The organism is Microbacterium radiodurans (assembly GCF_008710705.1).
GTDB lineage: Bacteria > Actinomycetota > Actinomycetes > Actinomycetales > Microbacteriaceae > Microbacterium > Microbacterium radiodurans.
In genome coordinates this window covers 69,221-94,872 of sequence record NZ_VYRZ01000003.1, presented here as the reverse complement: position 1 = coordinate 94,872, position 25,652 = coordinate 69,221, and the positions used below count along the sequence as shown (strand labels likewise).

The window sequence follows — 25,652 nt, the reverse complement described above, 5'->3', positions numbered from 1 at the left end:
CTTGCATCCCGGCACCGCCGCGTCCCGGCACACCGACACACCGACACACCGACACACCGACACACCGACACACCGACATCCCGGCACACCGACATCCCGACATCCCGACACACCGACATCCCGGCACACCGACATCCCGGCACACCGGCATCCCGGCAGCCCGGCATCCCGGCATCCCGGCAGCCCGGCATGATGCGGGCCCGGACTGGCCCGCGGTCCGCCCCCTCGCCGGCGGCGGACCGCGATGCAAGGAATCATCCCCGCCACGCCGGTCCCAGCCGCATCCCGCCGGGGTGTCGCAACCGATCCCTTGCATCCCGGCACCGCGGTGGCCGACGTGCTCGGCTGTCAGGATCCCGCGCCGGAGCGACAGAGCCTCGCGAACGCGCGGCGAGCGCTAGGGTGAGCGCGTGCCGCGCTTCGACCTCCCCCTCGCCGACCTCGAGAACTACCGCCCCGCCGTCGCCGAGCCCTCTGATTTCGACGAGTTCTGGGAGGCGACCATCAGCGCCGCCCGCAGCGTCGGCGGCGAGGTGTCGGTGACGCCGATCGAGACCGCCTTGAGCGAGATCGACGCCTTCGACGTGACGTTCCCCGGTTTCGCCGGCGAGCCGATCCGCGCCTGGCTCCTGCTGCCCGCCCGGCGGAGCGGACCGCTTCCGGCCGTCGTCGAGTTCAACGGCTACGGCGGCGGCCGCGGTCTGCCGATCGAGCGCCTCGGGTGGGCCGCCTCGGGATACGCGCACCTGTTCATGGACACGCGCGGTCAGGGCAGCGCGTGGGGCAGCGGCGGCGCCACGGCCGACCCCCACGGAACGGGGCCGTCGTTCTCCGGCTTCATGACCCGCGGTATCGAAGCCCCGGAGCACTACTACTACCGGCGGGTGTTCACCGACGCCGTCCGCGCCGTCGACGCCGTGCGATCGCTTCCCGAAGTGGACGCCGCCCGTGTGGCGGTCTGCGGCGGCAGCCAGGGCGGTGGCATCTCCCTGGCCGCGGCCGCGCTGAGCGACGACCTCGTGGCGGTGATGTCCGACGTGCCGTTCCTCTGTCACTTCGAACGTGCCGTGGGGATGACCGGCCAGGACCCCTATCAGGAGATCGTGCGCTACCTCGCCGTGCATCGCGGCGCCGAGTCGAACGTGTTCGAGACGCTCTCGTACTTCGACGGGGTGAACTTCGCCCGGCGGGCGCGCACCGCCGGGCTGTTCTCGGTAGGCCTGCTCGACCCGATCTGCCCGCCGTCGACCGTGTACGCCGCGTTCAACGCGTTCGCCGGCGACGACAAGGAGATCGTCGTCTACCCCTTCAACGAGCACGAGGGAGGCCAGGCGCACCAGTGGACCGCGCAGGCTCGCTTCCTCGCCGAGCGCGTCTGACGCCCGATCCGACCGGCCCGGCTCACGCGGGCGGCCGCTCCCCCGTCCCGCGCTCGACGATCCAGGTCGGCAGGGTGATCTGACGGACGAACCCCGCGGGGTCGGCCATCCGCTCGATCGCCAGCCGTGCGGCGCGACGGCCGAGCTCCAGCGGGTCGTAAGAGATCACCGTGACGCCCAGCACATCGGCAGTGTCGAAGTCGTCGAAGCCGATGAGCGCCGTCCGACCGCGGTCGTCGCGCTCGCGCAGGGCGCGCAGCGCGCCGATCGTGATGCGGTTGTTCCCCGCGATGATCGCCGTCGGCGGCTCCGCGCCGACCCAGAGCGTGCGGACGAGCTCGGTGGGCGAGGTCTCGGGATCGTCGCTGAGCATCTCCCAGGGCGTCGTGTCGGCCACACCGGCATCCGCCATCGCCTGCCGATAGCCGGCGAGGCGCTCGACCTGCGTGTACACGGATGCCGGGTTGCACACGTACGCGATGCGGCGATGCCCGCGGCGGGTGAGCCGGCGGGTCGCCTCGAGCACCGCGGCACGGTTGTCGAGAACGAGGGAATCGGCCGCGAGATTGCGGGCCGGTCGGTCGATCGAGATCACCGGCGTGCCGAGCTGACGCTCGCCCTCGAGATACGATTGATCGTCGCTGACGGGAACGAGCAGCAGCGCGCCCACCCGCTGGGCGAGCAGGGCATCGGCGACCCGCCCCTCGCCCTCCTCGGTGTCGTCCGTGGTCGCCACGACCAAGCTGAAGCCGGAGGCTGAGAGCTCCTTCTCGATGCCGGCCGCCACCTTGTAGTAGAACGGGTTCCCCAGGTCGCCGATGATGAAACCCACCGTGCGGCTGCCACCGCGACGAAGCCCCTGAGCGAGGCTGTTGGGCCGGAACCGCAGGCGCTTCGCCGCCGTCAGGACGCGCTCGACCGTCTGCGGTGCGACCAGCTCGCGCTGCGCGAAGACGCGCGAGACCGTCTTCGAACTGACACCGGCGAGGCGCGCGACGTCGTCGAGCGTGGCGCGTTGTTGAACCGTCATCGGTCCCTCCCTGCGAGCAGACTAACACGCATGTCCGGCAATGACGACGATAGACATTTCTCCGACATCGATGCCCGCCGGTGCGAGTTATCTGACCATATTTACCCCGGTAGAAGCGATTTCACCCCTCCTTCGGACCGCGCGGACAGACCAAGACAGCGCTGACATTGCACCCTTGCGACTAGCCTTGCGCCGGGGTTACTGTGAGCGCCATCGTCGGCACGGGAGCCGATGAGGCACCCGAGTGGTTTAACGAAGAACCTGACAGGAGACCCACATGGCACGCACACGCATGGCGGCCGTCGCAACGCTCGTCCTCGCGGGCATCACCCTCGCCGGCTGCGCCGGCGGCGGATCAGCAGACGCCGACAACACGATCGACGGCGAGGTGAAGGGCGACATCAAGGTCGTCACGTGGCGCACCGACCTCGTCGAGGACGGCACCTTCCAGAAGTACGCCGACGAATTCAACAAGACCTACCCCGACGTCAACGTCACGTTCGAGGGCATCACCGACTACGCGGGCGAGATGACGACGCGCATGTCGACCAACAACTACGGCGACGTCATCGGCATCCCGACCATCAAGCCGGAGCAGTACGACCAGTTCCTCGAGCCGCTCGGCGACACATCGTCGTTTGCCGACACCTACCGGTTCCTCCCCGCCGCCAGCTTCGACGGCACGCAGTACGGCATCGCCTTCGGCGGCAACGCCAACGGCGTCGTCTACAACAAGAAGGTCTTCGAGGAGGCCGGCATCACGACCCCTCCGACGACCGAGCAGGAGTTCCTCGACGCGCTCCAGGCGGTGGGGGACAACACCGACGCGATCCCGCTCTACACGAACTACAAGGACGGCTGGCCGCTGACCCAGAGCTTCGGAAACCTCGGCTCGGTCACCAACGACCCCGACGCACCGGTCACGATGGCCGAGGACCCCGCCCCCTGGACCGAGGGGACGGACGTCTACGCGATCGACTCGCTCCTCTTCGACGCGGTCTCGGCGGGCCTCACCGAGCCCGACCCGCTGACCACCAACTGGGAGCAGTCGAAGGTCGACCTCGGCACGGGCAAGATCGGCGCCATGACCCTCGGCTCGTGGGCGATCTCGCAGATGCAGGCCGCCGCGGAGGACAACGGCGCCTCGGCCGACGACATCGGCTACATGGCGTTCCCGGCGACCGTCGACGGCACCCAGTACGCCGTCGTGGGCGGTGACTACAACCTCGCCGTCAGCAAGCACTCGAAGGCCAAGGCGGCCGCCTGGGCGTGGATCCAGTGGGTCGTCGCCGACTCCGGCTACACCGAGGCGCAGGGCATGATCTCGCCCGTCCTCGACAAGCCGCTGCCCGACAACCTCGCCGGCTTCACCGACGCGGGCGTCGAGCTGATGGAGATCAACGCCGCACCCGCCGGCAAGGAGGGCCTCATCAACGAGGTCGCCGACGACTCGCAGATCGACCTCTACGGCCCGATCTACCGGCAGAAGCTCGTCGACATCGCCCGCGGCGCCGCCGACGGCGATAAGGACAGCTACTTCGCCGAGCTCAACGAGCGCTGGGGCGCCTCAGTCGAGAAGCTCGGCTGAGAGAAGGCACGACGATGGCGATCGCTACTCCCGGCTCCGCTCCGGCGGATGCTCCAGCGGTCCTGTCCGCGCCCGCACGGGCGCGTCGGATGCGCGGCACCTCACGCCGCGCATCCGGCGCCCCCGCGTCGGGAGCGCGGGGAGCAGGCCGCGGCATCTTCCAGAAGCTCACCCCCTGGCTCTTCCTCTCCGGCGCGGTCGGCCTGCTCCTGCTGTTCACCTACTGGCCGGCGGTGAACCTCTTCTATTACTCCGTCACCGACTGGGACGGCATCGACCTCACGAAGAACTTCGTGGGTCTCGACAACTACGTCCAGGTCTTCACCGACCCGCGCATCTTCAACGTCTTCTGGGTCAGCCTCTACTACTTCGCGGCCTCGTTCGCGCAGATGGCGATCGCCCTCTACTTCGCCACCATCCTGAGTTTCTCGACCCGGTTCTCGAGCCTCTTCCGCGGCATCCTCTTCTTCCCCTACCTGATCAACGGCGTCGCGATCGGATTCGTCTTCCTCTACCTGTTCCAGCCCGGCGGCACCCTCGACACCGTGCTGTCGTGGTTCGGCGTCGCCGACCCGCCGCAGTGGCTCGGCGACCCGAACGTCGTCAACTGGTCGCTGGCCGGCACCTCGGTGTGGCGCTACACCGGATTGAACTTCGTGCTCTTCCTCGGCGCGATCCAGTCGATCCCGCGCGAGCTGTACGAGGCCGCCGATCTCGACGGCGCCAACAAGTGGCAGCAGTTCTGGTCGATCATCGCCCCCGGCATCCGTCGCATCATCGGCCTGTCGTTCATCCTCGCCATCGCCGGCAGCCTGTCGGTGTTCGAGGTGCCCTTCATCATGACCGGCGGCGCGAACGGGTCGGCGACCTTCGTCATCCAGACGCTGCAGACCGCCTTCTCGTTCCGGCAGGTCGGCCTCGCCTCGGCGATGGCGGTGGTCCTGCTCGCGATCGTGCTGGTCGTGACCTTCATCCAACGACGTGTGTTCCCCGACGAGAAGGTGGATCTGACGTGACCGTCACCCTCACCCCGCGCCCCGCGGCGTCCGAGACGACCGCCCCGCCGCGGCGCCGCGTCTCGGGCCGCACGCCCCTGCAGCGACTGAGCGGCATGAGCGCGACGACCGCGAAGTACACGAGCCTCGTCATCGCCGCCGTCGTGACGCTGCTGCCGCTGTCGGTGCTGCTGTTCGCGAGCATGAAGAGCTCGAGCGAGTACGCCTCGACCGGCCCCTTCGATCCGCCCTCGAACTGGCTGAACTTCGACAACTTCGTGACGGCGTTCACGAGCGGCAAGATGCTCGAGGGCTTCGTGAACACCACGATCGTCCTGGCGGTCTCCCTCGTCGGGACGATCGCCCTCGGCACGATGGCCGCGTACGCGCTCGACCGGTTCGCCTTCCGCGGCAAGAAGCTCGTCATGGGTCTCTTCCTGCTCGCCACGCTGATCCCGGGGGTCACGAGCCAGGTCGCGACGTTCCAGCTCGTCAACGGACTCGGCCTCTACGACACGAAGGCCGCGCTGATCCTGCTGTTCATGGGGACGGACATCATCGCGATCTACCTGTTCATCCAGTTCATGCAGTCGATTCCGATGTCGCTCGACGAAGCGGCGATGATCGACGGGGCGAACCGGTGGACGATCTACTGGCGCATCGTGCTCCCGCTTCTCAAGCCCGCCATCGCGACCGTCGTCATCATCAAGGGGATCGCCGTCTACAACGAGTTCTACGCACCCTTCCTCTACCTGCCGTCCGAGGGGATGATCTCCACCTCCCTCTTCCGTTTCAAGGGCCCGTTCGGTGCGCAGTGGGAGGTGATCGCCGCCGGGACGCTCGTCGTCATCATCCCGACGCTCATCGCCTTCCTGCTGCTGCAGCGATGGATCTACCAGGGCCTCACCTCAGGAGCCGTCAAGTGACACACCTCTCCCCCCGCCCCCTGCACGACGGGTGGACCGCCCGCGCCGCCGACGGACCCGCACCCGCCGAGATCGCGTCCGCGGTCGTGCCGGCCGTCGTCCCCGGCAGCATCCACGTCGACCTGCTCGCCGCGGGCCTCATCCCCGACCCGTTCCACGGCTCCAACGAGCAGCTGCTCGCCTGGATCGGACTCGTCGACTGGACGTACCGCACGACCTTCGCGTGGGCCCCCGACGGCGCGAGGCGGCATGACCTCGTCTTCGACGGCATCGACACGGTCGCGACGATCCGCCTGAACGGCGAAGTGATCGGCGAGGTCGCGAACCAGCACCGCTCGTACCGCTTCGATGTCGCATCCGCGCTCCGCGAGGGCGAGAACGAGCTCGAGGTCGCCTTCCGCGCGCCGATCCCCTACGCCAACGCCGAGAGCATCCGCCTGGGCGCACGGCCCCGGCCGTACGGCCTCCCCTACGAGGCGATCCGCAAGTCCGCCTGCAGCTTCGGCTGGGACTGGGGGATCGCCACGTACACGAGCGGGCTGTGGAAGGGCGTGCGCCTCGAATCGTGGTCCGACGCACGGCTGGCCGAGGTGCGCGTCGCCGCGACCCCGTCGGGCGACGGCGGCCGGGTCTCGGTCGACGTCCGCATCGAGCGCGATGGATCGGATGCCGCGCCGCTGCGCGTCCGGGCGAGCATGAGCCGGCCGGAACAGGGTGCCACGACGACGTCGACCGAGGTCTCGGTCGAGGTCGCGGCCGAGGTCGTCGGCGACGACGTCCACCTCGACCTCGACCTCGAGGCCGTGTCGCGCTGGTGGCCGGTCGGCTACGGCGACCAGCCGCTGTACGACGTGACCGTCGCCCTCGATGACGCCGCGGGCGCGGCCCTCGACGACACCGCACGCCGCGTCGGGTTCCGCACGGTCGTCTGGGACACGACCCCCGATGACGCCGGCACGCCGTTCACGCTCGTCGTCAACGATCGGCCGATCTTCGTCAAGGGCGTCAACTGGATCCCCGACGACGCCCTTCCCGTCCGCGTCGACCGCGCCCGCTACGAACGACGCCTGCGGCAGGGGCTCGAGGCGAACCTCAACCTCGTCCGCATCTGGGGCGGCGGTCTCTACGAGAGCGATGACTTCTACGACCTCTGCGACGAGCTCGGCCTGCTGGTGTGGCAGGACTTCCTCTTCGCCTGCGCGGCGTACCCCGAGGAAGAGCCGCTGCGCTCCGAGATCATCGCCGAGGCGCGCGAGAACACGGTGCGCCTCGCCTCGCACGCATCGCTCGTGCTGCTCAACGGCAACAACGAGAACATCTGGGGCTTCGAGGACTGGGGTTGGAAGCTGCGCCTCGACGGCAAGACGTGGGGTGCGTCCTACTACTACGAGCTCTTCCCCGAGATCGTGGCCGAACTCGCACCGCACGTCCCCTACACCCCGGGCAGCCCGTTCAGTCCCGAGACGCAGTGGGATGCCGCGGCGGGCGTCCAGACCGGGCCGCATCCCAACGACGAGCAGCACGGCAGCATGCACCTGTGGGAGCAGTGGAACCGGCGCGACTGGCTCACCTACCGCGACCACCGCCCCCGCTTCGTCGCGGAGTTCGGATGGCAGGGGCCGCCCGCGTGGACGACGCTCCGCGAGGCGCTGGACGACGAGCCGCTGACCCCCGAGTCGCCCGGCATGCTCGTGCATCAGAAGGCGATGGAGGGCAACCACAAGCTCTCGAGCGGTCTCATCCCGCACTTCCGCCAGCCCGAGGACATGGAGACGTGGCACTGGGCGATGCAGCTGAACCAGGCCCTCGCCGTCGGCGCCGCCCTCGACCACTTCCGCTCGCACGCGCCCCACACCGCCGGCGCGATCGTCTGGCAGCTCAACGACTGCTGGCCGGTGACCTCGTGGGCGGCGATCGACGGCGCCGAGCGTGCCAAGCCGCTGTTCCACGCGATGCGGAACGCCTTCGCCCCACGCGTCGTGACGGTTCAGCCGCGGGACGGCGGCCTGGCTGCGGTGCTCGGCAACGACACCGACGACGAGTGGGTCGGCGAGCTGCGGCTGCGACGGCTGACGTTCGCGGGCGCTGAGCTCGCGGGCGATTCGCAGACCGTGACGGTGCCGGCGCGGGGCTCGGTCACGGTCGGCGTTCCGGCGCCGCTCGTCGATGCCGGGGATGCGGCATCCGAGCTGCTCGTCGCCGAGACGACCGACGCTCGCGGGCTCTGGTACTTCGCCGAGCCGCGCGAGTCGGCGCTCACCGATCCGGGCCTCACGCTCGTGACGCGGGCGGCCGACGGCGGCACGGCGGTCACGATCGGCGCGCGTGCGCTCGCCCGCGACGTCACTCTGCTCGTCGACAAGGTGCACCCGACGGCCCACGCCGAGGAGGCACTGATCACGCTGCTCCCCGGTGAGGAGGCGACCGTCGTCGTCCGCCACGACGTCGCGGCCGACGGCGTGCTGGATGCCGCGGCGCTGGCCGACCCGCGTGTGCTGCGCTCGGCGAACCAGCTGGTGGTGCCCCGATGAGCGCAGCAGAGCCCGGCGCACCACGCCTCGACGGCGCCGTCTGCGGGATGACCTGGGGGTGGACGGGCGTGCGGGGCACCTGGCGGACCGCAGCGGGCGCGGCATCCCTCGACGCGATGGCGGAGCACGCCGTCACGTGGACCGCGCTGGCGTACGCGGCCGTGCAGGAGACGGCGTTCTCGACCGAGGTCCCCTTCCCGGGCGAGCGCACCGTGGCCGAGGACGAGATCGTGTGGGCGATCCGCGAGGCGCACGCGCGCGGCATGCGGGTGTGCTTGAAACCGGTGGTCAACGTCGCCGACGGCACCTGGCGCGCGCACATCGGCTTCTTCGACTGGGACGTTCCGGGCGAGCCGAGCTGGACCGAGTGGTTCGCCTCGTACACCGCTTTCATCGTGAGCGCAGCCCGCATCGCGGAAGCCGAGGGATGCGCCATGCTCTGCATCGGGTGCGAGATGGTGCGCGCCGACGGGCAGGACGCGCACTGGCGCCGCCTCATCGCCGCGGTGCGCGCCGAATACTCCGGGCTCATCACCTACAACTGCGACAAGTACCAGGAGGACCACGTGACCTGGTGGGACGCGGTCGACGTCGTCTCGTCGAGCGGGTACTACCCGATCGATCGGTGGGAGGAGAACCTCGACCGGATCGAACGGGTCGTCACCGCGACGGGCCGCCCGTTCGTCTTCCTCGAGGCCGGCTGCCCCTCGCGGGAGAACTCGCCCGCGAAGCCCAATGACTGGCAGCTGCCCGGGGCACCGTCGGGGCGGGCACAGCTCGACTACTACCGCGCGATGTTCGACGCGTGCGCCGAGCGTCCCTGGGTCTCGGGCTTCTTCCTGTGGGACTGGCCGGCGAGCCTCTACGACCCCGCCGACGCGGCGGGCAACGACGACTACTGCCCCTACGGGAAACCCGCGGGCGAGCTGATGCGCCGGCACTACGCCGATCTGACGGCCGCGGCGGTGCGCGCGTGAGCGGCCGTCGCGTCCTCGCGATCGACGCCGGCCAGAGCGGGATGAAGGTCCGGCTCGACGTCGACGGCGCCCGCGAGGACCTCGTCTTCCGCGGCATCCACACCGGCGGTCCGCTCCTGCCGCAGCTCGCGCGGGTCGTGCACGAGACGCAGGAACGCGTCGGCGGCACGCTCGATGTCGTGTCGGCCGGGATCTCGGGACTCACCGACCGGGACGCGGACGCCGATGCGCTGCTGACCCTGGTGCGGGATGCCGGTGTGCGCGGCGCCCTGCTGGCGCACGACTCCACGACATCCTTCCTCGGCGCCCTCGGCGACCGGCACGGCGCCGTCGTCGCTGCCGGCACCGGCGTCGTCACCCTCGCCGTCGGCGCGCGTGCGATCGCGCGCGTCGACGGGTGGGGATGGATCATGGGCGATGCCGGCAGCGGCTACTGGATCGGCCGCGAGGCGCTCGAGTCCGTCATGCGCGCGTACGACGGGCGCGGCCCGCAGACGATGCTGACGGAGGCGGCGCTGGCACGCTGGCCCGACCTCTCGCAGGCCTACATGGCCCTGCAGGCCGACGCCGATCGCGTGCGCATCGTCGCCTCGCTCGCCGTCGACGTGGCCCGCGCGGCCGACGCGGGCGACGCCGTCGCCGAAGCGATCAGCGTGCGGGCCGCGCGCGAGCTCGCGCACAGCGCCCGGACCGCGATCGGTCGGGTGCGCACCGGCGCCGAGCCGGTCGCGGTGTGCGCGATCGGCGGCGTCTTCGGCTCGGCCACCCTCCGCGGCGCGTTCGAGGACGCCATCGGCGCGGACGGCGAGGACTTCCGCGTGGTGGCACCGCAGGGTGTGGGGATCGACGGCGCCGTGGCGCTGGCGGGGCTATCGCCGACGCACCCGCTGACGGCGGCCGTGCACCGGGCAGGAGTCGTATGAGCCCCGCACGGGCGCGGCGATGACCGCGCCCCGGACCGGCCGCATCCCTCTCGTCGACCCCGAAGCCCTGCTGACGGGCGGGGTGCGTCGGGCACGTCCGCTGCGATCGCTGCTGCATCTGCTGCACCCGCACCGGTGGGGCATGACCGCGGCGGTCGTCGCCTTCGTCATCAAGGACAGCGCCGTCTGGGTGCTGCCGCCGGTGACCGCCGCGATCGTCGACATCGTCGTCGCCGGCGGCCCGCTCGATCGGATCCTGTGGTGGGCGCTCGTCGCCCTGGGAGTCCTCACGCTGAACTATCCCTTCAACATGATCGTGGTGCGCCTGACGAGCTCCGCGAACCGCACCCTCGCCTACACGGTCCGAGCGGGACTCGCGGCACGCCTTCAGCGGCTCTCGCTCGGCTTCCACAATCGTCAGAGCGCGTCGGTCGTCCAGACCAAGATCGTCCGCGACGTCGAGAACCTCGAGCTCATGCTGGCCCAGGTCTTCCCCACGGTCGTCTCGGCCCTCTCGACCCTCGCCGGCGCGATCCTCATCACGGCGCTCAACGTGCCGCTGTTCGTGGCGGTGTTCGCCGTGGCGATCCCGATCGCGGCATCCCTCATCGTCTACATCCGGCGGCGTGCAGCGCTTCGGAACGAGGAGTTCCGCCGCGAGGTGGAGCAGCTGTCGGCGCAGGTGAGCGAGATGGCCGCGCTCATGCCGATCACGCGCGGACACGGGCTCGAAGACGTGGCGACGGCGCGCGTCGCCGCCCGCGCCGACTCGGTCCGGCGCGCGGGTCGCGACCTCGACCTGCTCAACGGCCGGTTCGGCGCCCTCTCGTGGATCTCGTACCAGGTGCTCGGCCTCCTGTGCCTCGCGGGGTCTGCGACGCTCGCGGTGACGGGCATCGCCCCCATCTCGCCCGGCCAGGTCGTGCTGCTGAGCACGTACTTCGGCATGCTGACCAACGCGATCGTGATGCTGATGAACGCCGCACCGGTGTTCACCCGCGGCCTCGACGCCATGCGCTCGATCGCCGACGTCGCCGAGGAGCTCGACGTCGAAGACAGCCGCGGCAAGGAGGAGGTGCGCGCGGTGTTCGGCGAGATCCGTCTCGACGGCGTCGTCGTGACCTACCCCGGCGACGATCGCCCGGCGCTCGACGGTGTCGACCTCGAGATCCCCCCGGGACGCACGGTCGCCTTCGTCGGACCCTCCGGATCGGGCAAGTCGACCATCCTCAACACGGTTCTGGGGTTCGTCCGGCCCGTGTCGGGCCGCGTGCTCGTCGACGGCGTCGACATCGCCGGCCTCGACCTGCGCTCGCTCCGCCGGTTCGTGTCGATCGTTCCGCAGGAGACCGTGCTGCTGGCGGGCTCCGTGCGCGAGAACGTCGCCTACGGCGCGGCTGACGTGACGGATGCCGACGTGTACGAGGCCCTCGCCGAGGCCAACGCCCTCGACATCGTCTCGGGCTCGCCCGACGGTCTCGACACGCTGGTCGGCGAACGGGGGTCCCGGCTGTCGGGCGGCCAGCGGCAGCGCCTCGCGATCGCGCGTGCGCTGCTGCGGCATCCGCGCATCCTGGTGCTCGACGAGGCCACCAGCGCTCTCGACCCCCACTCGGAAGCGCGCGTCACCGAGGCGCTCGATCGGGCGCGGCGGGGGCGGACGACCCTGATCGTCGCGCACCGGCTCTCGACGGTCCGCAGCGCCGACCTCATCGTGGTGGTCGAGCGCGGGCGGGTCGTCGAGACCGGCACGCACGAGGAGCTCGTGGCCGCCGGCGGCCTCTACTCCCGCCTCGCGCTGGTGCAGTCCGGCGGCTGAGCGCCCCGCGCGCACCATCCGCGTGACTCACCGCGCGCATGTCCCACTTTCTGTCGCTTGAGCCCGATCAGGATCACAGAAAGTGGGACATGGACGGCAGAAAGTGGGACATGCAGGGAAGGCTCGGACCAGGGACCGCCTCCAGGCCCGGCGTCGCTGGTCGTCAGACCAGGGACTGTCTCCAAGCACTGTGCAGCTGCGCGAACTTGCCGGTGCCGGCGATCAGCGCGGCGGGGGTGTCGTCCTCGATGATGCGGCCGTGCTCCATGACGAGCACGCGGTCGGCGATCGCCACGGTCGACAGGCGGTGGGCGATGATGATCGCGGTGCGGTCGGCCAGCAGCGTGCCGAGCGCCTCCTGGATCTGACGCTCGCTCGGGATGTCGAGCGACGCGGTCGCCTCGTCGAGGATGAGCACCGCGGGATCGGCGAGGAAGGCGCGCGCGAACGAGATCAGCTGGCGCTGCCCCGCCGAGACGCGACCGCCGCGCTTGTTGACGTCGGTCGCGTAGCCGTCGGGCAGGCGCTCGATGAAGTCGTGCGCCCCGACCGCCCGCGCGGCCGCTTCGATCTCGGCCATCGTCGCCTCGGGCTTGCCGAGCGCGATGTTGTCGGCGACGGTTCCGCTGAACAGGTAGGCCTCCTGCGTGACCATGACGATCGCGCGTCGGAGGTCCTTCGGATGCAGCTGACGCAGGTCCACGCCGTCGAGCGTCACCCGTCCGCGGGTCGGGTCGTAGAAGCGCGCGACGAGCTTCGCGAGCGTCGACTTGCCGGCTCCCGTGGTCCCCACGAGCGCGATCGTCTGACCGGCCGGCATGTCGAGGGCGAAGTCGGGGAGGATCGTCACCTCGTCGGAGTAGCCGAACGTGACGTCCTCGAACCGCAGGTGCCCGCGTGCCTGTCGCAGGTCGACCGGTGCCGTCGGATCGGGAACCGTCGGCTCCTCCTCGAGCACGCCCGACACCTTCTCGAGCGCGGCGGTCGCCGACTGGTACGAGTTCAGGAAGAAGGCGACCTCCTGCATCGGCGCGAAGAAGTTCCGCACGTACAGCACCGCCGACAGGAGGAATCCGAGCGCGAGCGTGCCGTCGACGACCCGGAAGGCACCCCACCCGAGGACGAGCGCGAGCGACACGGATGCGACGGCCATGAGCGCCGGCTCGAAGGTTCCGAACAGGCGGATCGAGCGCATGTTGACGTCGCGGTAGTCGCTCGAGAGCCCACCGAACTCGGCGTCGTTGGCGGGCTCCTTGCGGAAGGCCTTGACCGCCCGGATCCCGGTCATCGACTCGACGAACTTGACGATGACCTTCGCGCTGATCACCCGTGACTCGCGGTAGACGACCTGCGAGCGCAGGTAGAACCATCGCATCAGCAGGAACAGCGGGATGCCCATCACGGCGAGGATCACGCCCGACTGCCAGTCGAGCAGGAGCAGCGCGATGAGGGTGAAGCCGCCGTAGAGCAGCCCGGAGACCAGCTCGTTCAGTCCGCCGTCGAGGAGCTCGCGGATGGTGTCGAGATCGCTCGTCTGACGCGAGATGATCCGCCCCGACGTGTACGACTCGTGGAACTCGAGACTCAGGCGCTGGGTGTGGCGGAAGATGCGCTTGCGGAGGTCGATCATGACCGCCTGCGTGAGCCGCGCGGCGACGACGGCGTACCAGCCGATGAGCGCCGCTCCCCCGACCGCCGTGACGAGGAACACCGCGACCACGGCGATGGTCGGCATCCAGTCGGCTTCCTGCTGCACGGCCGGGAGCGCGTTGGCGATGCCCCAGCCGACCAGGGCCGGCCCCGCCACGCGCATGGCCGTCGAGAGGACGAGCACGACGGCTGCCAGCACGAGCTGGAGCTTCAGCGGCGAGACGAGCGAGCCGAGCAGCCGCAGGGAGCGCCGGCGGATGTCGCGGCTCTCGGCGCGGGTGTAGTCGGAGCGGTCCTCGCCGCTCGTGCCGATGACGGTGCTCATCGGGCCACCTCCCGTTCGTTCTGTCGTTCCTGTTCGTCCTCGAGGCTCGAGATGACGTGCCGGTAGTGCCCGCTCGTGCGCAGGAGCTCGGAATGGGTGCCCACCGCGGTGACGCGCCCGTCCTCGAGGAGTGCCACGCGATCGGCGAGGGTCACCGTCGAGGGACGGTGGGCGACGACGAGGGCCGTCGTCTCGGCGAGCACTTCGCGCAGCGCGTCCTCGACGAGGGCCTCGGTGTCGACGTCGAGCGCCGACAGCGGGTCGTCGAGCACGAGCACGGCGGGGCGGGCCGCGACGGCGCGCGCCAGAGCGAGCCGCTGGCGCTGACCGCCCGACAGGCTCAGTCCCTCCTCGCCGATGACGGTGTCGACGCCGAGCGGCAGGTCGTCGACGAAGCCCGCCTGCGCGACCTGCAGCGCCTCGCGGAGCACGCGCTCGGCCTCGTCGCTGCCGCGCTCGAGGTCTTCGCGTCCGAGCAGCACGTTCTCGCGGACGGTCTGCGAGAACAGCGTCGCGTCCTCGAACGCCATCCCGACGTGGCGACGCAGCTCGCTGAGCCGCAGGTCGCGCACATCGACGCCGTCGAGCAGCACCCGCCCGCCCGTGACGTCGTAGAGACGCCCCGGCAGGGTCGTCAGCGTGGTCTTGCCCGATCCCGTGAGGCCGACGAGCGCCATCGTCTCGCCCGGCCGCAGGGCGAGGTCGATCCCGTCGAGCAGGTCGCGCTCGGTGGCCGCGGCATCCTGATACCGGAATCGGGCGCCCTCGAACACGAGCTCGCCGCGCGGCGCCTCGATCGAGACGGGGTTCTCGGGGTCGATGATGGTGTTCTGCTCGTCGAAGACCTCGAAGATGCGGTCGGTCGCGGTGCGCGCGTCGACGAGGAACGAGAAGAGGAAGCCGATCGACTCGACCGGCCAGCGCAGGATCGTCGCCATCGCGAAGAAGGCGATGAGCTCCCCCGCGCCGATCTGACCCGCGGCGGCGAGGAAGATGCCGGCGCCGAGGCACAGCGCGAAGGCGATGTCGGGCAGCAGCACGAGCCAGAACCAGATCCAGCCGACGGCCCGCGCCTTGCTGATCTCGGTCTCGCGCAGCGTCTCGGCCTGCCGGGTGAACTTCTGCAGGGCGTGTCCGCCGCGACCGAACGCCTTGAGCACGCGGATGCCGTGAACCGACTCCTCCACGGCGGTCGCGAGGTCGCCGGCCTGATCCTGGCTCTGCCGCGAGAGCAGGCCGTAGCGCTTCTCGAAGAGGAAGCCGGTGATCCACAGCGGAGCCGAGGTGACGACGAAGATGGTGCCGAGCAGCCAGTGCCAGCGGAAGAGGAGGATCGATCCGGCGACGATCGTGAGCACGTTGACGACGAGCAGCACGAGGCCGAAGGCGAGCCAGCGTCGGATGAGGCTGATGTCCTGCATCATCCGGCTGAGCAGCTGCCCCGACTGCCACCGATCGTGGAAGGCGACCGGGAGTCGCTGCAGGCGCGAGAAGAAGTCGGTCCGCAGATCGAATTCGACCTTGGTCGCGGGCGCGAGGACGAACCAGCGGCGCGCCCAGACCATCGCGGCTTCGAGGAGCCCGAGCCCGAGAACGGCGGCGGCGCCGAGCACGATGGCGAGAGGGTCGCCGGAGAGGATCGGTCCGTCCTCATCGACGATCGTCTCGAGGACGAGCGGGATGCCGAGGGCCAGGAGGCTCGCCAGCAGCGCGCTGACGAAGCCGAGGCCCAGGCGCGGCAGCACCGGGCGGGCGAAGGGGAGCAGGCGCGCGAGCGCGCGCGGCGTGGACAGACGGGGAGACGTCGAGGAGGTCATGATCCTGCAGGGGTGTGGAGCGGATGCCGGAGGCGGCGAGAGCGTGCGCGGTGCGAGCTGCACCGTGCGCGTCGGGCCGGAGGCCCGAGGTGAGGAACGTCGGAGGGGGCGCGGGGCTTCCCGGAGATCCGGCTAACGCCGGCGGGCGGGGCGTCCGTCGACGGCGACGAGGAAGGCGACGGACTTCGTGGGAACGATGGCCGGGAACATGGCTTCCTCCAGGGTCGAGCGGACGGGTGCGCCCGCGAGACGCGGGAGCCTCCCAGGCTATCCTCAGGCTCCGCGGAGGACAAGGCCCCGTCGCGCAGTGGCCCGCCGCGGTGCCCGGCGGGCGAGGTCCCACTTCGGCCGGTTACCGGAGTCCGATTGCCGGCCGAAGTGGGACCTCGGTTGAGCGGCGGGCGCGAGCGGGGGTCAGGCGTGCGACTCGCGGGCGAGCAGCCGCGCCTTGACGTCGATCCCCCAGGCGAAGCCGCCGAGCGCTCCCCCGGTGCGCAGCACGCGGTGGCAGGGGACGAAGAGGGCGGGGGCGTTCCGGGCGCAGATGGATGCCGCGGCGCGCACCGCCCCGGGTGAGCCCAGCGCTGCGGCGAACGCGGTGTAGGTCAGCGGGTCGCCGGCGGCGATGCGGCGCAGCGCAGCCCAGCCCGCGAGCTGCATCGCGGTACCCGACTGGCGGACCGGCACCGTGTCGATGGCGGCGAGGTCGCCGTCGTAGTACGCGGCGACGGCGGCTGCGGCATCCGTCCGCCCGGACTCGACGGTCGCGGGCCGGACAGCGGGCCGGAGCCGCGCGAGGATGTCGGCGGGCTCCGCCGTCCACCCCGAGGCGAGCACGTCGCCGCCGGACTCGAGGATGGTGAAGGGTCCGTCCGGGGTGGCGACGGTCTGAATCGTCGCGGTGCCGAGGCCGGTCATGGGCGTGCCTTTCGCTGAGGGCGGGACGCGGCCTCGGGCGGGGAAGCCGCGCGCCAGGCCTGGGTCACGGGGGCGGCGTACCAGAGGTGCGCCATGAGGTAGCTGCGCCACGGGGCGACGCGCGCCGACCAGGCGACGAGCGGTGCCGGCTCCGACGGGATGCCGGCCGCCGCCGCGCCCGCCCGGGCTGCGACATCGCCGGGCAGCAGGATGTCGGGGTCGCCGAGCACGCGCATGCGGACGTAGTCTGCGGTCCACGGGCCGATGCCCGGGAGCGCCAGCAGGGCGGCGCGCTGATCGTCGGTGTCATCGCCCGGCGACAGGCGCAGCGACCCGTCGGCGAGCGCCGTGGCCGCACCGACGATCGCGCGGATGCGGGCGCCGGGACCGCGGAGCACCTCGGCGCCGCGCTCGGCGATCGCGGCGGGAGTCGGAAACAGCATCGCGGGCCCCGCGTCGGTCTCGACCGGCTCCCCGAGCTGCGCGGTCAGCCGCCCCATCACCGTGCGCGCGGACGCGACGCTGATCTGCTGGCCGATCATCGCGCGGATGAGCATCTCGTCGGCGTCGAACGCGGCGGGCAGACGCACACCCGGAATGCGGGCCACGAGGGGTGCGAGCGCGGGGTGCGCAGCCAGCGCCTCGTCGATCGCGACGGGGTCGGCATCGAGGTCGAACAGGCGGCGCACGCGCGCGATGAGCGGGGAGAGGTCGGTCAGGGCGCTGAGCTCGGCCCGCAGGCGCACCCGCCCCGCCGCGTCCTGGCGCACCTCGAACCGGGCCGGGCCGCCCGGCATCCGCACGACGCGGGCGAAGGAGCGCTCGTCGCCCGACTCGACCCCGGGAACGGCGTGCGCCCGCATCCAGCCGAAGAGGCCGACCGCGTCGAAGGGTTCACGGACGGGCAATGCCAGGTCGATCCGGCCCGGCGCGCGCGTGCCGTGTCCGCGGCGCGCGCGCAGCTGACCGGGCGGCAGGGCGAACACGTCGTCGATCGTCTCGTTGAACTGCCGGATGCTGCTGAAGCCCGCGGCGAAGGCGACGTCGGCGATCGGCAGGTCGGTCTCGACGAGGAGGATGCGCGCCGTGTGCGCGCGATGCGCCCGGGCGAGCGCGAGCGGGCCGGCGCCGAGCTCGCCGGTGAGCAGGCGCGTGAGGTGCCGGGCGGAGTAGCCGAGCCGGGCGGCGAGCCCCGGCACGCCTTCGCGGTCGACCACGCCGTCGGCGATGAGGCGCATCGCGCGTGCGGCGAGATCGCCGCGGAGGTTCCACTGCGGCGACCCCGGGGTCGCCTCCGGCAGGCATCTCCTGCAGGCGCGATAGCCCGCCTCGTGAGCCGCGGCGCTCGTGGGGTAGAAGGTGACGTTCGCCGGCTTCGGCGTCCGCGCCGGACAGCTCGGCCGGCAGTAGATGCCCGTCGAGCGCACCGCCGTGACGAACTGTCCGTCGAAGCGCGTGTCGCGGGCATCGATGGCGCGGTAGCGCTCGTCGAAGGTCATGTCCGCGATCGTCATACCGTCAGCCTGTCACGCGTCCCGGCATCCGGCTCGCGGAAATCGGACACCACCGTCTCGTCCACTCGCCACGAAACGCGGATGCCGCCGGGGTGACATCCGCGTTTGGTGGCGAGTCGACCGGGTCAGCCGGGGATCACGGCGCGGGGGTCGGGGCCCGTGTCACGAGCGGCTGCGGCTGCGTCGGTGTGCCGTCCTCCTCGTAGTAGAGCGGCCCGTCGGCGGGGAAGAAGAACTGTGGGACGGACGACGGGCCCTCTGTGGCCGGAATCCGCCGCCATACGTCGTCGGGGTACAGCTCCTCGCCGAACATGGTGGTGAGGATCTCGGAGCTCGATCCCGGCAGACATCCCGTCTCGCTGGAGACGAGGACACGGCCATCGGCCGGACGGACCACGACCACCGTGCGGGCGGCGTCGGATTCGCCGACGACGGTGACTTCGCGCGCATCGCCCGATCCCCGCTCGACGACCTCCGCCGCGACACCCAGCTCGGCGAATCCCTCGGATGCCGCCGCCGCGACCTGCGCCGGATCGCGACCGGGCAGCTCGAGCGCGCGGACAGCGGAGAAGGAGTACCCCGTCTCCGAGCTCACGCCCAGCTGGCACCCGCTCGGGCGAGCGCCGTACTGTCCCTGATCGACCCGCCACTCGACCGGCTCGATCGCCATGATGACGGCGTGCAGCTGCTCGGCCATCGCCGTGTACTGCTCCCGGGCCTGACCGTAGAGATCCGCCGCGGGCTCGTCGTCACCGGGAGTGGCCGTACACGAGCTCATCATCAACACCAATCCGACGGCGAGGGCCGTCATCGTCATCCGTGAGGTCGATCTCATAGTCCGGTCCGATAGGGGTCCACGGGCAACCATCTCAGCCAATCGGGCAGATCCCAGAAGCCGCCTTCGCTGCCTTCGCCGTCCATCTCCGTTCCGGGCTCGCCGGTCAGGATGATCTGCTGGATGTTGTAGAACGACTCCGATCCTTCCACGAGGTACCCCTCGCCGTCGCCCGACGGGAGCGGACTGTTGCCGCCCTCGTGTGCGGCATGTCCGGGAGTGGGCGCGAGGTGCTCGCCGTCGGCGGCGTACCCGCCGTCACTGCCGAACTCGATGACGCCGGGAAGGGTCTCGGGAACCGTGCCATGCGCTCCGCCGAAGCTCGTGTCGCGGCCGATGCGCGCCCACGCGTCGTTCTCCGACAGCGTCGCGTACATCTGGAGCCCTTCGGCGTTCTGCAGGTTCGACAGCACCTGGGCATCGCTGGGGAAACCGGCCGATCCCACGGCGATGAACTGATCGACCCCGAGCGCATCGGGGCGGGATCCGATCGCCAGCGCAGCGGTCGTGCTGCCGTAGGAGTGCGCGATGACCGCCTTCTCAGCCGTGGGGTGGACGGCGTCGACGCCGAGCAGGAACGAACGCAGCGCAGCCGCGCCGTCGAGCGCTCGATCCATCCCCGGTTCCTCGATCTCGTTCGGAGAGTCGTAGCCGAACCACGCGATCGTCGCCAGCCCCGGCCCCGCGTTGTTGAGCGCGCGCGCCGAGTCGCCCCATTCACCGATCCCCGCCACCGTGGAGTTCATGCCCGGCACGAGAACGTTGATGTCGGTGGCCGAAGCGAGGTCGCCGTAGGCCAGGGCCGCCGTCGTCTGCGTCGACCCATTGGGATCGAACGAGATGAGGAGCGGGAAGGGCGGACCGTCGGTCAGCTCCTCCCACAGGGCTGCGACGTCCTCGCCGAGGGCTCCGTCCGGCTGGGTCGCACGCAGCGCCTCGAGTCGCTCGCGATTCACCTGCCCGCGGACGTCGTACGGGATGCCGTCGAGGTTGCCGATGATGTCGGGATGCGCGCCGGCGATCTCGTCGTGCAGCTCGGGGTGCGCGAGCCACAGCTCCAGCACCTCCTGCGGGGTGTCCGCCGCGAGGAGCTGATCCAGCAGCGAGCGCGAGGCCGCGGTCATCGCCGGTCCGGCTCCCCCGGCGAGCTCCGCGAGCGCGGCGTCGTACGCGGTGTCCCACGCGGAGTAGTGGGTCTCGAACTGCTCCCACAGGTCGGCGAGGTCGCTCGCCGCGGCATCCCGGGTCGCCATCGCATCCTGCGCCGCCTCGTTGGTCCGGCGGACATCGGCCGGCTCGCCCGAGCGCGAGGTCCACAGGGCGCGCAGTCCCGCCTCGTTCGCCTCCGCGGACGCCGTGGTCCACGACGCGTGGGCGGACTCGATGTCGTCGATGAGCCGGTTCGCCGCCTCGGCGGACGACGAATAGGCGTCGGCGTAGCGCTGCAGGACGCCGGAGAGCAGTTCGGCCTCCGCGATCTCCGCCGCCAGAGCGCCCGCGACCTCCTGCGCATCCGAGCGCGCGGCACGGATCGACGCACCGACGCCGTCGAGGTCGGTCGCCGCCTGCACGCTGGTGCGGAGGTCTCCGAGCGAGCCGGCCACCCGGCCGAACGCGCCGCTCCACCAGCTCATCGAGCCGGCGTTGCCCTCCAGGCGCTCCAGCGGATAGCCGCGGTTCGGCGACGTGAGGCTCACGGCTGCTCCGTCCCGGTCAGCTCGACGTCGAGATCGGAGTAGCGGGTCGCGATCGCGCTCAACGACGCGGCGACCTCGGATGCCGCGGTCGTGCGATCGAGGACGGCCCGGTGCAGACCGCTCAGCCGACGGTTCATCTCGAGACGCAGCGCGACACGGTGCGCCGGGTTCTCGACCCCCGTGTCGTCGCCCTGGATGTCGGCGTTGTCCATGATCGCGTCCGAGACGCGCATCTGAATGGCATCCGCCGCGCTCGTGAGCGCGTGGTAGTAGATCTCGACGTCCGACATCGCGGGCCTCTCGTCAGCCTGCCGATCCCTCCCCGAGCCGGCATGGCCACGCTAGCGCCGAGCGCCGCGGCGGCGCGATGGTGAGAACTCCCCATCCCCGACGCGATCGCGCAAGACCTGGCTTCGCTGCACCTCGCCGGGTTAGCGTCGCGGCATGAGTGAAAGCACCTACGACTTCGTCGTCATCGGAGCCGGTCCCGTCGGAGAGAACGTCGCCGACCGCGCCGTGCAGGGCGGCCTGAGCGTCGCGATCGTCGAGAGCGAGCTCGTCGGCGGCGAGTGCTCGTACTGGGCGTGCATGCCGTCGAAGGGGCTGCTGCGTGCCGGGGCAGCGCTCCGCGCCGCCCGCGCCGTCGACGGCGCGAAGCAGGCCGTGACCGGCGGCGTCGACGTCGCCGGCGTCCTGCGCCGCCGCGACACGCTCACCTCGGACTGGAACGACTCGTCCCAGGTCGAGTGGCTGCAGGGGGCGGGTGTCGACCTCGTCCGAGGCCACGGGCGCCTGACCGGCGAGAAGCGGGTGAGCGTGACGGATGCCGACGGCTCGGTCACCGAGCTGATCGCGCGGCACGCGGTGGCGGTCTGCACCGGCTCGGCGGCCCTGCTGCCCGATGTGCCCGGGCTCGCCGGCGTCTCGCCGTGGACGAGCCGCGAGGCCACCGCGGTGCAGGAGGTGCCGGCGTCGCTCGCCGTCGTCGGCGGCGGTGTCGTGGCATCCGAGATGGCGACGGCCTTCGTCGACCTCGGGAGCGAGGTGACGCTCATCGCGCGCAGCCGGCTGCTCGGACCGATGGAGCCCTTCGCGGGCGACCTCGTCGCGCAGTCGCTCACCGATCGCGGCGCGCGGGTGCTGCTGCACACCGACCTCGTGTCGGCACAGCGCGTCGACGACGGACAGGTCGAACTCGAGCTGTCGAACGGCACACGGGTCCGAGCCGACGAGGTGCTCGTCGCGACCGGTCGCGTGCCGCGCACCGACGACCTCGGACTGGATGCCGTCGGCCTCGAGCCCGGCTCGTGGCTCGACGTCGACGACACGATGCTCGTCCGCGGGTCGGACTGGCTCTACGCCGTCGGCGACGTCAACCACCGCGCCCTGCTCACCCACCAGGGCAAGTATCAGGCCCGCGCGGCCGGGGACGTCATCGCCGCTCGCGCGACCGGCGGCGCCGTCGACGACGCGCCGTGGGGAGCGCACGTCGCGACGGCGGATCACGCGGCGGTGCCCCAGGTGACGTTCACCGACCCGGAGGTCGCGTCGATCGGCGAGACCGAGGCCTCGGCGCGCGCGGCGGGGCGCAGCATCCGCGTGCTCGACTACGACCTGTCGTGGGTCGCCGGCGCCTCCACCCGCTCGGACGACTACACCGGTCAGGCGCGCGCGATCGTCGACGACGACCGCGGCGTGCTCATCGGGGCGACCTTCGTCGGGGCGGATGTCGGCGAACTGCTGCACGCCGCCACGATCGCGGTCGTCGGCGAGGTGCCGCTCGCGCGCCTGTGGCACGCCGTGCCGGCGTACCCGACGCTCAGCGAGGTGTGGCTGCGCTTCCTGGAGACCTACGGCCGCCCGACCGCCTGACCCGCCGAGACAGCAGCCGCGCGCCGAGACAGCAGCTGGCAGACGCGGTTTCGGTGCGCGGCTGCGGTCTCGCGGAACCGCGTCAGCGCGCGCGCGCCGAGCCCGTGAGCCGCGACCACAGCGGGTCACGGGCGCTCAGGCCGTTCACGATGCGCATGACGCCGCCGATCTGGCCGATGCCGCTGAGTGCGCCGCAGGCGCCGACGAGCAGGGCCGGCACGGTCATGGTGGACGGGCCGGCTCCGAGGTCGCGCACGACCAGGGCGATGCCTCCGACGGCGATCAGCAGAGCGAGGGTCGCGGTGATGAGGCGAACGAGGATGCGGGGCTCGAGGTTCACGGTGCGCGCCTGCACCCACCCCGTCGCGCGCGGCGCGCGCTGGCCGCTCGCATACGGCGCGCGCAGCCAGGAGGAGGCTCCGCGGGTGAGCGCCCGGCCGCTCCGCCAGAGCGCGACGAGCAGAGCCGCACCCGCGAGCGCGATGGCGCCGGCGATCACGGTGGCGATCACATCGACAGCCGTCGCACCGCCGAGCGCCGCGATCGTCGCGGCGAGTCCAGCGGCAACGAAACCACCGCCCGCCGCGACGACGAAACCGACGACGCCCAGGGCCCAGCGCGACCAGCGCTCGTAGTCCCGGCGCAGCGCCGCAGCCGCACGGTCGGCGTCGGCGGGCGTCGCGGATGCCGCGGGCTCCCCGGCGTCGGCCGCTGCGAGGAGCGGGCGGGATGCGGCCTGGATGAGAGCGAACGCCATGGACAGAATGCTACGGGGCCGCCGGCACCGGCTCCGTAGGCTCGGCCCCCTCGGGCAGCGCCTGCGTCGTCGTGAGCGCGAATGCCACGTGCAGCGCGAGCTCGGCCGACTGCGCGGGGTCCGAGCAGAGGCCCATCACGACGGCCGTTCCCGTGTCGCCGGCGAGGCGGATCTCGCCGACCGCGGTGACGTGCGGCATCCCCCCGTCCGTCGACGCGCCGAGGGTGAGCGTTCCGACCCGCCCGTCAGGGGTCGTGAAGCTCTCGCTGCGCCCGCCGTCGCCGAACCTCGCAAGGGGCAGCAGCCGGTGGAATGCGGTCGCGTCGGCAGATGTCTCGGATGCCGCCGGCACGACGTTCGTGCAGAGGAAGAACGCGGCCGGCCGTTCGCCGAGGGTCAGCGAGACCCCCGCGAACGCGAAGGACGTGTCGGCGAACAGCTCGACGCCGGCTCGGAAGCCGTCGACGATCGCGGTGCGCGCAGCATCCGGGAGCCATCCCTCCGCGCTCACCAGATACCAGTCGAGCCACTCCTGCGGCGAGCGATCGCCGAACGAACGGAACTCGATCCAGCCCTGAGGAACGCGCTGCCAGACGCGCAGCGGCGCCCCGGTGGGCGTGGCCGCCTCGGGCGCTGCCTCCTGCTCGATCATCAGATCTCCTCGTCGGTTCGGGGGCCGTTGCCGCGCACGGTGTTGTTGAACCGCTCGGAGAGGTTCTGCCACGGCCCGGTGAGGCTGTCGACGAAGTCGGTGCCCTTGCTGTGGGCGTCCATCGCGGTGTTCATGGTCCAGTAGGTGTTCGCGACCATGTTCGGGAGGTTGACGTTCAGGGCGACGGCGACGCTTCCCGCCGCGGCCCCACCGCCGGCGATCGCCGGGGTCATGCCCTGGATCGACGGGATCAGCACCTGCCCGCCGGGGCCGATGAGGGCCTTCGCCGCCTGGCCGAGTGCCCCGCCGGCGAGCAGGCCGAGCGCGCCCGTCGCGAACTCCGCGAAGGTGCCGCGGCCGGTCGCCCACTGCAGGCCGTCGATCGCGACCAGCGCGATCGACATGATGAGCGCCACGGTGCCGAGGACGGGGATGAAGAGCGAGAGGATCGCGATGATCGGGAGCGCCGCCCGGAGGATGTCCTCGAGGATCGGCACCACGTTGTCCATGAGCCAGTTGCCGGCATCGGCGAGCCAGTCGCCGGCCGAGCCGAGGAAGTTGGTGAACGCGTTGCCGGCGTAGCCGTTCAGCACATCGCTCGCCGACAGCAGCGAACCGGCTGCCGCGGCGGCATCGGTGTCGACCTCGTCCTTCAGCTGACGGGCACGCGCGCGGATCGACTCGAGCTCGCCCTGCGCGTTCGCGAGTGCCGTCGAGGCGTTCGACACGGCATCCGGATCGGCGTCGTCGTCATCCTTGTTCGCCTGCGCCTGCGCGTGGGCGTTCTCCGACGACGCGACGCTCGCCGAGGCGGTGTTCGCCTCTTCGGCGAGTGCGGCCGCGCGACGCTGGTAGTTCGCGAGCTGATCGGTCCAGGTGGCCAGAGCCGTGCGCGAGGTGTGCAGCGCCTCGCCCGTGTCGCTGAGGTGGGGCCGGAAGTCCTCGCTCAGCGCGGCACGGAAGGCTGTCGCCGACTGGCCGACCCAGGCCGCATCGTCGGAGCCGTCCATCGTCGACAGCGCATCGTCGACGCCCTCGCAGCTGGTGGTGAGCGCGTCGACGTATCCCGACAGGGTCGCCGCGTCACCGGGAGCCGGGTCGAAGCCGAGAGCGGAGAAGTCGGTCACGATGCCGATCCTTCCTGCGGGACCATGCTGTTGCCGAGCTCGGTGTCGAGCTGCTGGAACGCCTCGAGGATGCCCTCGAGTCCGGCCCCCGCGTCATCGGCGTAGCGGGCGAGCTTGTCGATGCCGCCGCCCCACGAGTCGTGCAGGTCCTCGAGCCGCCTGCGCAGCACATCCTGCGGGACCGCCGCTCCCGAGACATTCGACATCGAGCGAGTCGCGCCGTCGAGCACGTCGCGCATGTTCGCGTACGCGGTGCGGCTGGCCTGCATCGCGCCGTAGTCGACACGGACGTCGACCATGATCACCTCCGAGGGTCAGGT

21 protein-coding genes are annotated in these 25,652 nt (G+C 71.2%); 9 read left to right on the top strand and 12 right to left on the bottom strand.

What is annotated here, in order from left to right:
* Positions 1-410: 410 nt before the first annotated feature.
* Entirely contained in the window at positions 411-1,379 is a 969-nt protein-coding gene (locus tag F6B42_RS10755; protein WP_150419698.1) for an acetylxylan esterase, read from the top strand.
* Positions 1,380-1,401: 22 nt separating this feature from the next.
* Here the strand turns inward: F6B42_RS10755 and F6B42_RS10750 are convergent, their stop codons facing one another.
* Positions 1,402-2,409 (bottom strand): LacI family DNA-binding transcriptional regulator, encoded by a 1,008-nt coding sequence (locus F6B42_RS10750; RefSeq protein WP_150419697.1) that lies wholly within the window; start codon positions 2,407-2,409, stop codon positions 1,402-1,404.
* A 277-nt stretch (positions 2,410-2,686) separates the two neighbouring features.
* On the opposite strand from F6B42_RS10750, the gene F6B42_RS10745 reads away from it, so the two are divergent.
* From F6B42_RS10745 to F6B42_RS10715, 7 genes are all read left to right on the top strand, one after another.
* Positions 2,687-3,997 (top strand): ABC transporter substrate-binding protein, encoded by a 1,311-nt coding sequence (locus F6B42_RS10745; protein WP_150419696.1) that lies wholly within the window; start codon positions 2,687-2,689, stop codon positions 3,995-3,997.
* An 89-nt stretch (positions 3,998-4,086) separates the two neighbouring features.
* Positions 4,087-5,013 (top strand): carbohydrate ABC transporter permease, encoded by a 927-nt coding sequence (locus tag F6B42_RS10740; protein ID WP_150419695.1) that lies wholly within the window; start codon positions 4,087-4,089, stop codon positions 5,011-5,013.
* A complete protein-coding gene (locus F6B42_RS10735) occupies positions 5,010-5,918 on the top strand; it encodes a carbohydrate ABC transporter permease (protein WP_150419694.1) in 909 nt (302 codons plus the stop codon). Before F6B42_RS10740 ends, F6B42_RS10735 begins: the two co-directional genes overlap by 4 nt.
* Positions 5,915-8,449: a glycoside hydrolase family 2 protein gene (locus F6B42_RS10730; RefSeq protein WP_150419693.1), complete on the top strand. Its 2,535-nt coding sequence runs from the start codon at positions 5,915-5,917 to the stop codon at positions 8,447-8,449. The genes F6B42_RS10735 and F6B42_RS10730 overlap by 4 nt, the downstream gene beginning before the upstream one ends.
* Positions 8,446-9,426, top strand: a complete 981-nt coding sequence (locus tag F6B42_RS10725) for a glycoside hydrolase family 113 (RefSeq protein ID WP_223878454.1) — start codon at positions 8,446-8,448, stop codon at positions 9,424-9,426. Before F6B42_RS10730 ends, F6B42_RS10725 begins: the two co-directional genes overlap by 4 nt.
* The gene (locus F6B42_RS10720) at positions 9,423-10,349 is read left to right on the top strand and encodes an N-acetylglucosamine kinase (protein ID WP_150419692.1); all 927 of its coding nucleotides are present in this window, start codon (positions 9,423-9,425) and stop codon (positions 10,347-10,349) included. The genes F6B42_RS10725 and F6B42_RS10720 overlap by 4 nt, the downstream gene beginning before the upstream one ends.
* Before the next feature lie 19 nt (positions 10,350-10,368).
* Positions 10,369-12,168 carry an ABC transporter ATP-binding protein gene (locus F6B42_RS10715; RefSeq protein WP_150419691.1) on the top strand — a complete coding sequence of 600 codons (1,800 nt, stop codon included), beginning with the start codon at positions 10,369-10,371 and terminating at the stop codon, positions 12,166-12,168.
* Between the two features lie 163 nt (positions 12,169-12,331).
* Here the strand turns inward: F6B42_RS10715 and F6B42_RS10710 are convergent, their stop codons facing one another.
* The 7 genes from F6B42_RS10710 to F6B42_RS10680 all read right to left on the bottom strand — a co-directional run bounded on the left by F6B42_RS10710 (position 12,332) and on the right by F6B42_RS10680 (position 21,214).
* The gene (locus tag F6B42_RS10710) at positions 12,332-14,143 is read right to left on the bottom strand and encodes an ABC transporter ATP-binding protein (RefSeq protein ID WP_150419690.1); all 1,812 of its coding nucleotides are present in this window, start codon (positions 14,141-14,143) and stop codon (positions 12,332-12,334) included.
* Complete coding sequence (locus F6B42_RS10705) at positions 14,140-15,960, bottom strand: ABC transporter ATP-binding protein (RefSeq protein ID WP_150419689.1); 1,821 nt, start codon at positions 15,958-15,960, stop codon at positions 14,140-14,142. The genes F6B42_RS10710 and F6B42_RS10705 overlap by 4 nt, the downstream gene beginning before the upstream one ends.
* 414 nt (positions 15,961-16,374) lie before the next feature.
* Entirely contained in the window at positions 16,375-16,878 is a 504-nt protein-coding gene (locus tag F6B42_RS10700; RefSeq protein ID WP_150419688.1) for a methylated-DNA--[protein]-cysteine S-methyltransferase, read from the bottom strand.
* Positions 16,875-18,392 carry an AlkA N-terminal domain-containing protein gene (locus F6B42_RS10695; RefSeq protein WP_150419687.1) on the bottom strand — a complete coding sequence of 506 codons (1,518 nt, stop codon included), beginning with the start codon at positions 18,390-18,392 and terminating at the stop codon, positions 16,875-16,877. Before F6B42_RS10695 ends, F6B42_RS10700 begins: the two co-directional genes overlap by 4 nt.
* Before the next feature lie 136 nt (positions 18,393-18,528).
* Positions 18,529-19,227, bottom strand: a complete 699-nt coding sequence (locus tag F6B42_RS10690; protein ID WP_150419686.1) for a hypothetical protein — start codon at positions 19,225-19,227, stop codon at positions 18,529-18,531.
* Entirely contained in the window at positions 19,224-20,924 is a 1,701-nt protein-coding gene (locus F6B42_RS10685; protein ID WP_150419685.1) for an alpha/beta hydrolase, read from the bottom strand. The genes F6B42_RS10690 and F6B42_RS10685 overlap by 4 nt, the downstream gene beginning before the upstream one ends.
* Positions 20,921-21,214 carry a hypothetical protein gene (locus tag F6B42_RS10680; RefSeq protein WP_150419684.1) on the bottom strand — a complete coding sequence of 98 codons (294 nt, stop codon included), beginning with the start codon at positions 21,212-21,214 and terminating at the stop codon, positions 20,921-20,923. The genes F6B42_RS10685 and F6B42_RS10680 overlap by 4 nt, the downstream gene beginning before the upstream one ends.
* A gap of 154 nt (positions 21,215-21,368) precedes the next feature.
* Between F6B42_RS10680 and F6B42_RS10675 the strand changes: the two genes are divergently transcribed.
* Positions 21,369-22,796, top strand: coding sequence for a dihydrolipoyl dehydrogenase family protein (locus tag F6B42_RS10675; RefSeq protein ID WP_150419683.1), 1,428 nt, complete (start codon positions 21,369-21,371; stop codon positions 22,794-22,796).
* Between the two features lie 82 nt (positions 22,797-22,878).
* Here the strand turns inward: F6B42_RS10675 and F6B42_RS10670 are convergent, their stop codons facing one another.
* Genes F6B42_RS10670 through F6B42_RS10655 form a run of 4 tightly spaced genes read right to left on the bottom strand, consistent with a single transcriptional unit; the run spans position 22,879 to position 25,631 of the window.
* A complete protein-coding gene (locus F6B42_RS10670) occupies positions 22,879-23,553 on the bottom strand; it encodes a hypothetical protein (RefSeq protein WP_150419682.1) in 675 nt (224 codons plus the stop codon).
* A 10-nt stretch (positions 23,554-23,563) separates the two neighbouring features.
* Positions 23,564-24,205, bottom strand: a complete 642-nt coding sequence (locus F6B42_RS10665; protein WP_150419681.1) for a hypothetical protein — start codon at positions 24,203-24,205, stop codon at positions 23,564-23,566.
* Positions 24,205-25,332, bottom strand: coding sequence for a hypothetical protein (locus tag F6B42_RS10660; RefSeq protein WP_150419680.1), 1,128 nt, complete (start codon positions 25,330-25,332; stop codon positions 24,205-24,207). The genes F6B42_RS10665 and F6B42_RS10660 overlap by 1 nt, the downstream gene beginning before the upstream one ends.
* Positions 25,329-25,631 (bottom strand): P-loop NTPase family protein, encoded by a 303-nt coding sequence (locus F6B42_RS10655; RefSeq protein WP_150419679.1) that lies wholly within the window; start codon positions 25,629-25,631, stop codon positions 25,329-25,331. Before F6B42_RS10655 ends, F6B42_RS10660 begins: the two co-directional genes overlap by 4 nt.
* Positions 25,632-25,652 lie beyond the last annotated feature (21 nt).

Excerpts from the sequence above, each read along its gene's own strand:
- F6B42_RS10750 (WP_150419697.1), bottom strand. The coding sequence starts at position 2,409 with ATGACGGTTCAACAACGCGCCACGCTCGACGACGTCGCGCGCCTCGCC.
- F6B42_RS10745 (WP_150419696.1), top strand. The coding sequence starts at position 2,687 with ATGGCACGCACACGCATGGCGGCCGTCGCAACGCTCGTCCTCGCGGGC.
- F6B42_RS10740 (WP_150419695.1), top strand. The coding sequence starts at position 4,087 with ATGCGCGGCACCTCACGCCGCGCATCCGGCGCCCCCGCGTCGGGAGCG.
- F6B42_RS10725 (WP_223878454.1), top strand. The coding sequence starts at position 8,446 with ATGAGCGCAGCAGAGCCCGGCGCACCACGCCTCGACGGCGCCGTCTGC.
- F6B42_RS10715 (WP_150419691.1), top strand. The coding sequence starts at position 10,369 with ATGACCGCGCCCCGGACCGGCCGCATCCCTCTCGTCGACCCCGAAGCC.
- F6B42_RS10710 (WP_150419690.1), bottom strand. The coding sequence starts at position 14,143 with ATGAGCACCGTCATCGGCACGAGCGGCGAGGACCGCTCCGACTACACC.
- F6B42_RS10705 (WP_150419689.1), bottom strand. The coding sequence starts at position 15,960 with ATGACCTCCTCGACGTCTCCCCGTCTGTCCACGCCGCGCGCGCTCGCG.
- F6B42_RS10700 (WP_150419688.1), bottom strand. The coding sequence starts at position 16,878 with ATGACCGGCCTCGGCACCGCGACGATTCAGACCGTCGCCACCCCGGAC.
- F6B42_RS10695 (WP_150419687.1), bottom strand. The coding sequence starts at position 18,392 with ATGACGATCGCGGACATGACCTTCGACGAGCGCTACCGCGCCATCGAT.
- F6B42_RS10690 (WP_150419686.1), bottom strand. The coding sequence starts at position 19,227 with ATGAGATCGACCTCACGGATGACGATGACGGCCCTCGCCGTCGGATTG.
- F6B42_RS10680 (WP_150419684.1), bottom strand. The coding sequence starts at position 21,214 with ATGTCGGACGTCGAGATCTACTACCACGCGCTCACGAGCGCGGCGGAT.
- F6B42_RS10675 (WP_150419683.1), top strand. The coding sequence starts at position 21,369 with ATGAGTGAAAGCACCTACGACTTCGTCGTCATCGGAGCCGGTCCCGTC.
- F6B42_RS10670 (WP_150419682.1), bottom strand. The coding sequence starts at position 23,553 with ATGGCGTTCGCTCTCATCCAGGCCGCATCCCGCCCGCTCCTCGCAGCG.
- F6B42_RS10665 (WP_150419681.1), bottom strand. The coding sequence starts at position 24,205 with ATGATCGAGCAGGAGGCAGCGCCCGAGGCGGCCACGCCCACCGGGGCG.
- F6B42_RS10655 (WP_150419679.1), bottom strand. The coding sequence starts at position 25,631 with ATGGTCGACGTCCGTGTCGACTACGGCGCGATGCAGGCCAGCCGCACC.